We start from the raw sequence: 12,969 nt of genomic DNA, 5'->3' as shown, positions 1-12,969 counted from the left end.
TCACGCGGTTTCGATACCTCGTATTCGGAACGGCAGCAAGGACCCGGCATGGAAGTCTATTTCGTCGACATCGGCCGCGGGACAAGCAATCTGATCCTGCTGGGCGGTCGTCGTGCGATCGTCATCGATTGCGGTCAGAACTCGGGAAGCCTCCTGCAGTTGCTGGCGCAGTTCCGTGTTGACACGATCGCACGATTGATTATTTCACATAATCATCACGACCACGTCGGCGGCGCAATGGCGCTGCTCACTCAATATGAGGGCCGAGTCGACAGAATCTGCTTTGTTCACGATGACGTGCTGCTCAAGTCAAAATTCGGCGGAAAGATTTTGCAGCAGATCAAAAATGGCACACTCAAAAGCTCACAACTGCTCCGTCTCGAATGTGATCATTCACCAAGATATATCTTTCAAGAATCGAATGATTTGCCGACCCTCCAAATCGTCTCACCGACTTTTACGGACAACCTTCAAGCAATCACCGAAGGCAACCCAAATGCTACAAGCGGCGTTCTTGTTCTAGGCTCTGTTTGACAAACCGTCTGGAGGCGTCGAACGTAGAAATAGGGTGATCGAGCAGGAGGTCCCCCTATGCATCGCTACGAACTCACTGATCAACAATGGGCTCGGATTGAGCCGCACTTGCCGCACCGGACCCATCACGGCAACCTGGGGCATCCGTTCAACGACCACCGCCCCATCCTCAACGGCATCCTTTGGATCCTTCATACCGGCGCCCCTTGGAGAGATCTCCCCGAGCGCTACGGACCCTGGGAGACTGTGTACTACCGGTTCAACCGCTGGCGTCGGGACGGTACATGGATTCGGATCGTCTCCTCGCTCTTGGATGAACTGGACGATCGAGGCCAGATCGACCATGACTTGTGGTGCATCGACGGCTCCGTGATCCGGGCCAGTCGGGCGGCCGCCGGGGCGAAAAAAAAAGGCAAGCCAATGGTGCAGGCTTGGAGGGCGTCAAGAGACGCAAATGGAGGAACCGCCGGACCATGCGTTGGGGCGTTCGCGAGGCGGGTTCGGCACCAAGATCCACCTCGTGTGTGATAGCCATGGGAGCGTGGTCGGTATCCACGTCACGGCCGGACAGAGGCACGACAGCGTGGCTTTCGAGCCGACGATGGCCCGACGCCTGTTCCGTCGCCGTCGGGGCCAGCGTCGCTGGCCGCGGCGGCTGGCAGGCGACAAGGGGTATAGCTATCGGCGGATCCGGCGCTGGTGCCGGAGGCGACGAGTCGAGGCGGTGATCCCGACGCGCAAGGACCAGCCTCGGGATGAGAAGTTCGACAAGGCCACATACAAGCGGCGGAATATCATCGAGCGGGTGGTGGGCTGGTTCAAGGAGTACCGCCGGTTAGGCACCCGCTACGAGAAATTGGCGGTTAACTACGTCGCCATGTGGTTGGTCGCAATCATGGAGAAAGCCCTGTTTCGCCTTTTGCCAAACACAGCCTAGAACGTCAGGGACGGCGGGTCGTTTTTGCGGGAGACTCAACCATCCGCCAGTGGCGGAGGATCAGGGAGATCAACGGCCGGCCTATCGACTGCGACATTCTCTCGGTACCCCACCACGGTGGTATCGTCTGGGATCATGCAGCGGAGTTGGCATGGCTTTATCATGATGGCGTCAAACCACGTCATGCCGTGGTTTCCGTATCGACAAGCAACACGGATCAGCATCCGCGTCGTGAGGTTATTGAGGCAATTTCGCACTCAGGATGCTCGGTCGCGTGTACCCAGATCACGGAACGCTGCTGCGACGCATTGGAAAGCCTACGGCCTGGAGTGCTCACACCAAGGCTCCCTGGCACATCACGCAAGACGACGAATCGCACGCCCACTGGCAGAAGCCGCAATGTCGCTTGCGCCGGGACGATGCTCGCGGAGCTTCGAGACGGCCGTCTCGAGATTCATCGATTGGCGGAGCTTACCGCAGCGGTTGACCGTTTGGCATCGACGGCTACTGGGCATCCCTTATGTCGTTAGCTCCGTGGTGAACGCCTCGTCGAGCCGATAGATCCCCGCGGTCAACCGAGCGATCGAATCCGAACGATCCGCAGCGGCAGGTTGCGCAACGACAACCGAGGCCCTCCCACGGCTCGGCCCTCTCCCTCATCGCCCGGAATTGACCTTCTGAGGCTCAATCCAATCCTACCGCCGATCGCTCGGCCTTCGAGCCAAGAATGCCCCCTTGACGGTCCCGCCCAGGTGGGGGGCCGCACTGCTCGCGACGCAACGCCGTTGATGTGCTCGGCCGGGCCGTGAAGTCACCGCGTGGAGAAGACTGATGACGAACGAAATCCACGCGCAAACCGGGATCTTCGCGACCAACGTCGCCGCCTCGGGCTGGTGGGTCTGCAACGCGTTCTATCAGCACGGGCCAAGCTGGCAGATGGTGCCCCCAATCCTGATCGGCGCGGCCAGCTTCGTCGGGGCGCTTCGCGGCTATGCCAACGATCGGCAGGCGCGACAGCACAAGGACGAGCTCCATCGGCTCGAAGTCGAACGCCGGAGAGAAGCCGCAAACGTCAGTCGCTGACGAATCACCTCATTGGGATAATTCCATGCCTGATTTCCAATGGCGTGAAGACCGGATCAACGCGGCACAGCTCCTTGCGGACGGCACCCTTACGGTTACCGAAATCGCGGCGCGGTGCAACGTGACGCGCACCACGATCTACAACTGGAGGCAGTACCCCGAGTTCGCCGCCCGGATCGCCGAGCACCTCGAAGAGTTCCGCCAGGAAGTCAGGCGCAGGGGGCTCGCCAGCCGGGAGCGCCGGGTCGAAGCGCTCAACGACCGGTGGGACCGGCTCCGGCAAGTGATTGAGGAGCGGGCCAACGACCCCACTCATGCGAAGGTGCCCGGCTGGAAGACCGGCCTCTTGGTCCACAACGTCAAGGGGGTCGGCGGGGGCGAGAATGCCACGGTGGTCGACCTCTACGAAGTCGATACCGGGCTGCTCAAGGAACTGCGCGAGCACGAGAAGCAGGCGGCGCAGGAGCTCGGCCAGTGGACCGAGAAACACGCCGTCGAGCAGACGGAGAAGAAAGTCTACATCACTGTGGGCCCCGACCAACTGTGATTACCCCTGCAAATCGCCCGTACGAGCCGTTCGGCGCGGCGAAAGACGTCTGGACCGACCGCAGTGACGAGGTCCTGCTCAGCGGCCCGGCCGGGACCGGCAAGTCCCGCGCCTGCCTCGAAAAGCTCCACGCCGTCTGCCTGCGCTGGCCGGGAGCGCGATGCCTGATCGTCCGGAAGACGCGCGAGTCCCTCACCGAAACGGCCCTCGTCACCTACGAGGAAAAAGTCCTCCCGGCGAATTCGCCGATCGCCGAAGGACCGCGACGGAGCCACCGCCAGGCGTACCACTACCCCAACGGCTCGACAGTGGTCGTCGGCGGCCTCGACAAGCCCGGCAAGGTGATGTCGACCGAGTACGACCTGATCTATGTTCAAGAAGCCATCGAACTGTATGAGAACGACTGGGAAGCCCTGACCACCCGCCTCCGCAACGGGGTCGTCCCGTTCCAGCAGATCATCGCCGACACCAACCCCGACCGCCCCACCCACTGGCTCAAGCAACGGGTCGATCGCGGCGCCACGGTGATGCTCGAAAGCCGCCACGAGGACAACCCCACCCTCTGGGACCGAACCGAAAACCGTTGGCTGGCCCAGGGGCATGCCTACATCAGCAAGCTCGACCGCCTCACCGGGGCACGCAAACCGCGCCTTCGCCACGGCAAGTGGGTCCAGTCCGAAGGGGTCGTCTACGAGGATTGGGATCGCCAGGTCCACATCATCGACCCGTTCGCAATCCCCCCTTCATGGCGGCGGATCCGGGCGATCGACTTCGGCTACGCGAACCCGTTCGTCTGCCTCTGGATCGCGATCGACGACGACTGCCGGATGTACGTCTACCGCGAGCTGTACCACACCAAGCGAACGGTTAAGGTCCACGCCGCCCAGATCAACGCGTTGAGCGAAGGGGAATCCTACGACTTCAACGTAGCCGACCACGACGCGGAGGACCGGGCCACCCTGCTCGAGAACGGAATCGCGACGGTACACGCCCGCAAGGATGTGTCGCCCGGCATCGAGGCGGTTCAAGAGCGGCTGAAGGACGCGGGCGACGGCCGGCGCAGGCTGTACGTCTTCCGCAACTGCCTGGTCGAGCGCGATCCCTCCCTGGTCGAAGCGAAGAAGCCGTGCAGCGTCCTCGAGGAGTTCGACTCCTACTCGTGGCCGAAAGCGCCCGACGGCAAGGCCGTCGAAGAAGCCCCCGAGAAGCTCTACGACCACGGCCTGGACGCGCTCCGCTATGCCACGATGTCGATCGATCGCGGCGTTACGGCGATTGTGCCGGCGGCCGTCCTCGAGGCTCGTGAACTGGCCGAACAACAAGCCGCCGAAGCCGCCTATCGCGACGTGAACAACCCCTTGTGGTGGGGCTAAGCCCCTTCGGCCCGCCACGATTTAAGCCGATCCCCCAGCCCGGTCCCAGGGAGGGGAGGAAGAGGGATCGTCGGGTGGTTGGGTGGCCTGGACAACTTGTTGTCCGGGTGGCGAAGCCACAAGAGGTCTGGGACAAAACCAAGTCTTCGAGCGGGCTGCCGAGCTGAGCGCAACCCCTCTTGTCGCTCCGCGACCACGGACAACAAGTTGTCCGGGCCACCCCAAACAAACGGCCGACGGCCTCGGGTGACACACAACCCGTGAACAGAAGCCCCGGTCGTTGCCCCACGGGCTTGAATCCAACCCGCCGCCGTTCGCGTTCGTCCGCTGTGTATCTCCCTTCTCATCCCCCTCCCCCACCACGATCGAGGCGTCGCTCTCCGTGCCACGCATGTCCGCAGAAATGAGCATGTGGCTCCGCGAGGAGACCAAGGCCCAGCCCCTGGGGATGACCTCGTACGGGTCGGGGGGCGGTCCTTTGTTTTCCGACGCCTTCCGGTTTCGGCGGGCTCCGTCGTTGCCTGCGCTGGCGGAGGCTTATAAATCGGTCATCTACACGGCGGCCCGCATCAACTCAGATGCGGTCGCTCGGGTGCCGCTCCGGCTGATCCGCGTCGGCCGATCCAAGGGGGATCGGGCGAAGTATTGCGAGGCGGTCCCGGTCGCCAAGTCGGTCAAGAACCGGCTGCAAACCCTGGCGCACACCGCCAAGGCGATGGCGGGGGCCGGTGAGGTCGAGGAGATCACCGGCGAGCACCCCCTGCTCCGCCTGATCCAGAACGTCAACCCGGTGATGGACCACAACCAGCTCATCGCCTACACGGTCATGAGCATGGACGTGGTGGGCACAGCCTTCTGGTGGCCGACCGAGTTCATCCTCGGCTGTCCTCGCGAGTTCTGGCCGCTGCCGCCGCACCTCGTGACCCCGATCATGCGGGACGGCCTGGTGCCGGCCAAGTACCAGTTCGGGGCCACTCAGTACGACCCCACCGACCTGCTCGTGTTCAAGCACCTGTCGATGAAGAATCCGTACGGCCTCGGGATGTCCCCCACCCAGGCCGCGATCGAGTACGCCCGGTTGGAAGACACGTTCGTGTCGATCCAGGACGACCTGCTCAGCAACGGCCCCAGGCCTTCGGTCGTCATCAGCCACAAGGACCCGAAGGGGGCCTTCGGCGCGGCCGAACGTCAGCGGCTCGACAACGACATGAACCTGAAGGGCCGAGGAGGCCGCGCCGGGGGTGCCTTCGTGGTCGACGGCGCTGTGTCCGTCACGCCGATCTCGTGGACCCCGGCCGATCTGGGTGCAATCGAGATCTCGAAATATGACCTTGAGCGAACGCTCGGTTGCTTCGGCGTCCCGGTCTCGATGGTCACGAACGAGAGCAGTAACCGCTCCGTCGCCGACGCAGGGCTGGAGCAGCACGCCCGCAATGCCGTCGAACCGCGCTGCAAGTCGATCGCGAGCACACTCACCCGGTGGACCCACGCCCTCGACCAGAGCGGTCAGCGGCACTGGAGCAAGCTCTTCTGGGTGTTCGACGACTGCGTCCCCCAGGACGACGTGGCCAAGGCCGACCTCGCCACCAAGTACGTCGCCATGGGCTGGCCACTCAACGCCGCCCTGACCGACTCCGGCCGCGACGCCGTCGAGGGGGGCGATGTCAGCTTCGTGGCCTCCGGCCTCCAGGCACTCGAAAACGCGGTCAAGCGGCCGGAGAGCCATGAACAAGCGAGCGAGACTGAGGACGACGACGACGAAGCCCCCCTCACCGACCAGGCCGAGGAGGATGACGACGAGGCGATCGCGTCGGACCTGAAGGCCGCAAAAAAGCCGAAGACGACCAATAAACCAAGGAAACCCCAGGGATCTGCAAGCCACTCCGGTTGCGGCACCGGGGCCGGCGGATTTCAGCCCGGAAACACATGCGCGACCGGTGGCCGAGGAGCGACCCCAAAGCCCAAGCCCAACGCAAGCACCAAGCCCAACGCAAGCACTAAGCCCAACGCAAGCACCAAGCCCAACGCAAGCACCAAGCCCAAGCCCAACGCAAGCACCAAGCCCAAGCCCAACGCAAGCACCAAGCCCAAGCCCAACGCCAAGCCCAACGCAAGCACCAAGCCCAACGCAAGCACCAAACCCAACGCAAGCACCAAGCCCAACGCAAACACCAAGCCCAAGCCCAACGCAAGCACCAAACCCAACGCAGGCACCAAACCCAACGCAAGCACCAAGCCCAACGCAAGCACCAAGCCCAAACCCAACGCAAGCACCAAACCTAACGCAAGCACCAAGCCCAAGCCCAACGCAAGCACCAAACCCAACGCAGGCACTAAACCCAACGCAAGCACCAAGCCCAAACCTAACGCAAGCACCAAACCCAAGCCCAGCGTCAGCACCAACCCCCGGGCGAATCCTGATCCGGCGCTCCAGTATGCTGCCGAAGATGCAGCACCGTTCACAGTCCCGCCGGGCGAAAGGATCACCAAGACGAGAAGACGATACGCCGACCGCCAGGAACGGATTATCGCTCGGGCCCTCGGTGGGCGGTGGTTCAAAGATTCGGAGCCGTTCGATAACCTCCTCAAGAACGACGAGCCCGTGGAGGTGAAAACGATGTTCTACGGCGAGACCAGGTCGCTCTCGGTCGGTCCCCATGCCTTGTACCGCAAAGCCAAGTACGCGGCGGCCAACCCGGGTAAAGTGTTCCACACGGTGGCGATCGACCGGCGGCTCGAATTCGAAGACGGCGCTCATGCGGGCAAGTATTCGGGTCACACGTACTATTACAAGCGGGCGTGCGGCCCCTACTCACTCGAAAGCATGCAAGAATGCAAAAGTTTAAAGAAATTAAGCAATCTCATCAACGCGAAAGACGAAGACCTTCCCGTGAAAGCGCGTGGTGAATTTCCTTCGGGGGCCAAATTTACGACTTTGCAGGTTAAGGCGGAAGCCGATCGCTTGTACAATAACGGGCGGGACAAGGTTCGAAGAACCAAAAAACGTGAAGCCAGAGAAAACAAACGAGTGAGGAGGTCATTGAGCGACTATGGGCGTTAACATCAGGCTTGTCGGTAGCGAAATGGGTCCGCATTTCACCGAGTTCTGCACCAATGGCGGCTACTCCGCATTCTGCGATTGGCTCGATTCTCTCCCTGAGGATCGGTTCCCCTCCGCGCGCGTCCTGTCCGACGAAGGCGAGTTCAAACCGACCGACGTACTGGCCGAGCAGCTCGAAGAGGCGTTCGAGGAGATGCCTCCCGACGACCCCGACGTGCTCCACGTCGTCGACACGTTTCTCAGCCTGATCGGCATCGGCTACCCCAACGAAACGGTCACGATCGAATCCTGACCAACCCCCTGAGACCGCCGGCGACCCGCCCACAGTCCCAGGAGGGGAGGAGAGAGCGCCCTCTGTTTGCAGCCCCGAAGGGGCGACCGTTTCTAGCCAGGGGTGAAACCCCTGGAAGAGACGCAGCAGATTAGCTCTCCGCAGCCCCGAAGGGGCGACCGTCTGAGTGAGCCTGACGCATTTCACGGTCGCCCCTTCGGGGCTGCAAATCATACTAATTTGAGTTCATCCTGTTTCCAGGGGTTGCACCCCTGGCTAAAAACGGTCGCCCCTTCGGGGCTACAATGAATACGGATTTGAACTCATATTAATTCCCAGTGATCTCACCTCTGGCTAAAAACGGTCGCCCCTTCGGGGCTACAATCGACACCGGTATCGGAATGTTCTCCAGGGGTTTCGATCGAATGCGGACCAACCCCTGGGACTGCCGGCGACCCGCCCACGGTCCCAGGAGGGGAGGAGAGAGCGCCCTCTGTTTGCAGCCCCGAAGGGGCGACCGTTTTTAGCCAGGGGTGAAACCCCTGGAAGAGACGTAGCAGATTAGATCTCCGCAGCCCCGAAGGGGCGACCGTCTGAGTGAGCCCGACGCCTTTAACGGTCGCCCCTTCGGGGCTGCAATGAATATTGATTTGAGCTCATACGAATTTCAAGGGGTTTCACCCCTGGCTAAAAACGGTCGCCCCTTCGGGGCTACAATCGACTCGGGCATCGGAATATTTTCCAGGGTTTCACCCCTGGCTAGAAACGGTCGCCCCTTCGGGGCTGCAAAAAATCCGTTGAGCACCACAGGATGCCCACCGGCGCGTCCCATAACGGGTAAAAACACGATGGCATTCGCGTATGACCAGGCGGGCATCGACCGCCTCCTTCGCACCATTGACGAGCGGATGCACGCCAGCGGTAAGCTGGCCGTCGAAACGGCGCAACAGCTCGCCCCGGTCCGGTCCGGCAGGCTCCAGGCGTCGATCAGCTCCAGCTATCGCGCGAGCGATCGAGTCCTCACGATCCAGGCAGACGTGCCCTATGCGGTGGCCGTCGAACAGGGGACGGCCACCATGCAGGCCCAGCCTTATTTGATGCCGGCCCTCAATGCGATCGGGCAGTTCTGGCAGGGGGGAACGGGGACATTGCAGGTCGGACCCGCCGGCGGATCCGCCAGGCCAAAGCCGAGCACCACCAGACATCGCCGGCGAGGTTCATCGCCTAAAAAAGGCTTGCGACGGCCCAACCGTTCAAGATGACGCCCGTCCTGTGACATGACAATCGACCATCTCCCCAGCAAAACAAAACCAAACAAAACCACCTTGAGGGCGTATGCCCATGACGAACAATGAGAATGGGTTCACGCTCACCCGGAAGGTGTTCGACCCGGTCGAGCACCATTTCACGCCCGGCGAGCGGTCGATGGTCGCCTGGATCTCGACCGACTGCGTCGACCATGAGCGCGACGTCGTGGTGTCGGCCGGGATCGACTACAAGACCTTCTTCCTGGGCAAGACGCCCGAGGACGGCAACCCGTGCGTCCTCGCCTTCCACGACTTCGGGCGCTGGCCGCTGGGACGCTGCGAGTGGATCAAGGCCAAGCAATCGCGCGAGTTCAACGGGCTCTACGCCAAGACCGTCTTCGACGACGACCCCGAGACGGAGACGGTCTGGCGGAAGATCAAGAGCCGAAGCCTGCGCGGAATCTCGATCGGCTTCCGCCCCCCGGACAACTTCCAGCCCGGCGAGTGGGGGCCGCCAACCCGAGAGGAACTCCTCCGCCGCCCGGACTGGAAAGGGGCCGAGCGCGTCATTCGCCGCTGCGTTCTGCTCGAGTACAGCGTGTGCAGCCTCCCTATGAATGCACAAGCATTGGTCGTCGCTGTTAACAAGGGGGTGCATCGCCCCGTCTTCAATCTGAAAGTCCCCGAGGACCCCATGGAAACCGAACCCATCGAGGACGCCAAAACCAAGTGCTCCTGCGACGGCGACAACGACGACTGCGAGAAATGCCGGCAACGGATCAGAGCCAAGGCTGAGGACGACGACGAGCTCGAAGAAGACGAAGCACTCGAAGAAGACGAGCTCGAAGAAGACGAAGACGAGTTCGACGAAGACGACGAGCTCGAAGAAGATGAAGACGAGTTCAACGAAGACGACGAGCTTGAAGAAGATGAAGGCGAGCTCGAAGAAGACGAGTTCGACGAAGACGACGAGCTCGAAGAAGACGAAGACGACGACGCCCCCGAACCCAAGGCGATCGGCCCGCTCAGGCAATACGACCATGTCCGGGTGAAGGCGCCGCACTACAACGGCTTCGGGCGAATCGAAAGCTTTCACACCAAGGGGCACGTGCCCCACGCCGCCGAGGACGTGATCGGGTCGAAGGAAGACCCCGCCGCCTGCATCAAGTGCTACAAGGTGATGGGGGACGGCCACGCCCCGACCGCGCATCACGTCGCGGCCAAGCTCACCCACCTGACCAAGCTGAACCAGCCGTTCAAAACCCCAGCGCAGGGCAAGCGGGCCGCCTGGGAAACCGAGAGCACCATCGAGCCGCTCCCCCCCTTGGTCGTCCAGTCCGACCAGGAGATCCGGGCCGAGATGGTCGCCAAGCTCAACGCGATGCTCAGTCCCGACGGCCTCCGCAAGCTGGTCCGCGAAGAGGCCGAACGAATCACCGGGGTCGTCTGACCCCACTCTCCCTCTCCCCAAACCACTCCTCCGTCTGAGAAGACCGACAAACCCATCGAACCACCCGCGAGGTGGGCGATCGCGGTTCGCGCGGAGCTCTCCGGACCCAGCGTGGTCTTTCCCACTGACTTCAAAACCACAAAGGGTAAAGAATTCCCCATGCGTATCAAGCTTCTGAAGAACTACGACGAGCAGCAGAAGGGCGCGATTGTCTCCATCAAGGACGAGGACGCCACCAAGCTGATCGCCTTCGGCATCGCCGAGAAAGCGGCCAGCGCCGACCCGATCGCGAGCCTGGCGGATACGATCAAGACCGCCGTGGCGGAAGGCTTCGCGGCAGGCGCGGCCGAGGTCACGACCAAGGGGTACAACCCCCTCAAGGGGACCGGCCGGATCGACCCCGGCGAGTCCGAGGCCGACCGTCGAAAATGCCTGGCCGACCAGGTCAAGTGGATCACGATCGCCCAGTGCCAGAACACGTACCCAGGGCGTCAGCGCGAGGCGCAGGAGCATCTCGAAAAGGTCTACGGCTCGTCGTTCCGCGTGTTCGACAAGAAGGACATGGCGGAAGGTTCGGGGGCGACGGGCGGCTACACGGTGGCCCCCGACTACGGTCAGGAGCTACTCCAGCTCGCGCAGGAAGAGTCGATCGTCCGGCCCTTCTCGAACAACAAGAAGCTGCCGGCGCGCGAAGCTTATTATCCGATGCTCAACCAGACCTTCGTCCCGTCGGGGACGCAAGGAGCGCCTCAGTCGGCCTACTACGGCGGCGTCAAGATGACCTGGACCGGCGAGGCCCAGCCCGGCACGCCGACCGAACCGGCATTCAAGCAGGTTCACATCGTCACCAACGAGCTTCAAGGGCTCACCAAGATCAGCCGGTTCCTCCTCTCCGACTCGTTCATCTCGCTCGACGCCGAGCTCAAATCGCTCTTCTCAGGGGCGATTGCCTACGCCGAAGACTTCGCCTTCCTTCAAGGGGACGGCGTGGCCAAGCCCAAGGGGGTCCTCCAGTCCCCCGCAACGATCACCTACCCCACCCGGGCAACGGCCAACCAGTTCAAGCTCGCCGACGCCGCCAACGTCATGGGGGCGATGACCCCGCAGTCGCGCCCGAATTCGGTCTGGGTGATGACCAACAACCTGTTCAGCCAGCTCGTCCAACTGGTCGACGCCAGCGGCCGGGTGACGTATATCCCGAACGTCGGCACCGGCTACAACGAGGCCAAGCTGGCGATGGGCCAGCTCCTCCTCTTCGGCCGCCCCGTCCTCTTCACCGAGAAGCTCCCCCCGCTCGGGACGACCGGCGACGTCCTCCTGGCCGACTTCTCCAAGTACATCACGGCCGACACCGGCTCACTCGAGATCGCGGCCTCGGATCAGTATGCGTTCAACACCAACCAGATCACCTACCGGATCATCGAGCGGGTCGACGGCCAGGCCCAGATCGACGCCCCGTTCACCCAGCAGGACGGCACGACCAAGACCTCGCCGTTCGTGATCCTGAGCTCGGCCACCTCCTGACGACCTGACCACTCGCCCTTTTTTTTTGGGGCGAACGGTGATTGCCGTTCGCCTCGATCTTTCCTTCATCTCTTATCACATTGATCCCACCTGGGAGAGCCTTTCTCGATGTACACGCAACTCTTCAACGAAACGGTGGTCGTCGCGGCGGACGGCATCCACTCTGCCAGCCAATCCGCCTCTGAGAAGTTGACGGCCGCGATCGACCTCAGCAAGTTCCGGCAGGTCATGTTCATCATCGACACGGGGACCTTGGGAGCGTCGGGCACGCTCGACTTCCAGGTCAAAGGCGCGACGGCCGCCGGGGTGGGCGGCACCTACACAGCGATCCCGAACTCGGCCATCACCCAGTTCGTGAAGGCGACCGACGACAACAAGTACGCGCTCGTCACGGTCACGGCCGAGAAGATCAGCGCCCTCGGCCTCAACTATCAGTACATCAAAGGGAGTTTACTCCCCGGCACGGCCGCCGCCAACTCGGCCGTCGTCGTGCTGGGCGAACTGACCCGCGTCGAGCCGGCGGCGGGCAGCGGCGATCCCAAGGTCGCCCAGGTCGTCTCCCTCTGGCGATGACCCACCGAACGCGCCGGTGCAAGCCGGCGCGGCCTCCCCCTTCTTTTTCCCGGAGATTCGCCGGTGCCCAAAGAGAAAGAGCCGCCCCCCAAGCTCAGCGGCGGCCCCCCTCCTGCCCTCCCCCCGCACCGCTCTGAAGCGATCGCCAGCCTCACCGCCAAAGCGCGGACGCTGCAAGCCGAGTGGGAAACCAACGTCTTCCGCGCCGACGCCATCCAGCATCGGCAAAACGCCATCCGCAACGAACTCGCAGTCATCAACAAACAAGTCCTCGAGCACGCCTGGGACGGCCAACCGCCCACCTGACCCAAACCAAGGCCCTCCCCCCTAAGACCGCGAGCGCCCCGCCCGCTCTTCCATTTTATTAAT

The 12,969-nt window shown here is 62.6% G+C and carries 11 protein-coding genes and 1 pseudogene; all 12 read left to right on the top strand.

The genetic code is table 11. The features are described 5' to 3' along the window. The first annotated feature begins 48 nt into the window (after positions 1-48). The 12 genes and pseudogenes from SINAC_RS20585 (at position 49) to SINAC_RS20525 (ending at position 12,906) form a co-directional block, all read left to right on the top strand. Positions 49-534, top strand: coding sequence for an MBL fold metallo-hydrolase (locus SINAC_RS20585; protein WP_044147238.1), 486 nt, complete (start codon positions 49-51; stop codon positions 532-534). 57 nt (positions 535-591) lie between these two features. Then, positions 592-1,471, top strand: a pseudogene (locus tag SINAC_RS38960) (IS5 family transposase). An 831-nt stretch (positions 1,472-2,302) separates the two neighbouring features. After that, positions 2,303-2,554 carry a hypothetical protein gene (locus SINAC_RS20570; protein ID WP_015247522.1) on the top strand — a complete coding sequence of 84 codons (252 nt, stop codon included), beginning with the start codon at positions 2,303-2,305 and terminating at the stop codon, positions 2,552-2,554. 25 nt (positions 2,555-2,579) lie between these two features. After that, positions 2,580-3,101 carry a phBC6A51 family helix-turn-helix protein gene (locus SINAC_RS20565; protein ID WP_020467516.1) on the top strand — a complete coding sequence of 174 codons (522 nt, stop codon included), beginning with the start codon at positions 2,580-2,582 and terminating at the stop codon, positions 3,099-3,101. Beyond that, complete coding sequence (locus SINAC_RS20560; RefSeq protein ID WP_015247521.1) at positions 3,098-4,474, top strand: phage terminase large subunit; 1,377 nt, start codon at positions 3,098-3,100, stop codon at positions 4,472-4,474. The genes SINAC_RS20565 and SINAC_RS20560 overlap by 4 nt, the downstream gene beginning before the upstream one ends. 391 nt (positions 4,475-4,865) lie before the next feature. Continuing rightward, on the top strand, positions 4,866-7,535 hold the full coding sequence (locus SINAC_RS40045; RefSeq protein ID WP_157579443.1) for a phage portal protein: 2,670 nt from the start codon (positions 4,866-4,868) through the stop codon (positions 7,533-7,535). Further along, positions 7,525-7,827, top strand: a complete 303-nt coding sequence (locus SINAC_RS20550) for a hypothetical protein (protein WP_015247519.1) — start codon at positions 7,525-7,527, stop codon at positions 7,825-7,827. Before SINAC_RS40045 ends, SINAC_RS20550 begins: the two co-directional genes overlap by 11 nt. Before the next feature lie 827 nt (positions 7,828-8,654). Next, positions 8,655-9,068, top strand: a complete 414-nt coding sequence (locus tag SINAC_RS20545; RefSeq protein ID WP_015247518.1) for an HK97-gp10 family putative phage morphogenesis protein — start codon at positions 8,655-8,657, stop codon at positions 9,066-9,068. Positions 9,069-9,147: 79 nt separating this feature from the next. Then, entirely contained in the window at positions 9,148-10,503 is a 1,356-nt protein-coding gene (locus tag SINAC_RS40040) for an HK97 family phage prohead protease (RefSeq protein ID WP_015247517.1), read from the top strand. Positions 10,504-10,662: 159 nt separating this feature from the next. Then, complete coding sequence (locus SINAC_RS20535) at positions 10,663-12,027, top strand: phage major capsid protein (RefSeq protein ID WP_020467514.1); 1,365 nt, start codon at positions 10,663-10,665, stop codon at positions 12,025-12,027. A 108-nt stretch (positions 12,028-12,135) separates the two neighbouring features. Then, on the top strand, positions 12,136-12,600 hold the full coding sequence (locus tag SINAC_RS20530; protein WP_015247515.1) for a hypothetical protein: 465 nt from the start codon (positions 12,136-12,138) through the stop codon (positions 12,598-12,600). 63 nt (positions 12,601-12,663) lie between these two features. Then, positions 12,664-12,906 (top strand): nucleotide exchange factor GrpE, encoded by a 243-nt coding sequence (locus tag SINAC_RS20525; protein WP_015247514.1) that lies wholly within the window; start codon positions 12,664-12,666, stop codon positions 12,904-12,906. The last annotated feature ends 63 nt before the right edge of the window (positions 12,907-12,969 follow it).

Source organism: Singulisphaera acidiphila DSM 18658 (assembly GCF_000242455.2).
Lineage (GTDB): Bacteria > Planctomycetota > Planctomycetia > Isosphaerales > Isosphaeraceae > Singulisphaera > Singulisphaera acidiphila.
This window is presented reverse-complemented; position numbering and strand designations above follow the sequence as displayed.

Bases quoted from the DNA above. Each gene is read 5' to 3' on its own strand.
- SINAC_RS20530 (WP_015247515.1), top strand. From the start codon at position 12,136: ATGTACACGCAACTCTTCAACGAAACGGTGGTCGTCGCGGCGGACGGC.
- SINAC_RS20570 (WP_015247522.1), top strand. From the start codon at position 2,303: ATGACGAACGAAATCCACGCGCAAACCGGGATCTTCGCGACCAACGTC.
- SINAC_RS40045 (WP_157579443.1), top strand. From the start codon at position 4,866: ATGTCCGCAGAAATGAGCATGTGGCTCCGCGAGGAGACCAAGGCCCAG.
- SINAC_RS20545 (WP_015247518.1), top strand. From the start codon at position 8,655: ATGGCATTCGCGTATGACCAGGCGGGCATCGACCGCCTCCTTCGCACC.
- SINAC_RS20550 (WP_015247519.1), top strand. From the start codon at position 7,525: ATGGGCGTTAACATCAGGCTTGTCGGTAGCGAAATGGGTCCGCATTTC.
- SINAC_RS20585 (WP_044147238.1), top strand. From the start codon at position 49: ATGGAAGTCTATTTCGTCGACATCGGCCGCGGGACAAGCAATCTGATC.
- SINAC_RS20535 (WP_020467514.1), top strand. From the start codon at position 10,663: ATGCGTATCAAGCTTCTGAAGAACTACGACGAGCAGCAGAAGGGCGCG.
- SINAC_RS40040 (WP_015247517.1), top strand. From the start codon at position 9,148: ATGACGAACAATGAGAATGGGTTCACGCTCACCCGGAAGGTGTTCGAC.
- SINAC_RS20565 (WP_020467516.1), top strand. From the start codon at position 2,580: ATGCCTGATTTCCAATGGCGTGAAGACCGGATCAACGCGGCACAGCTC.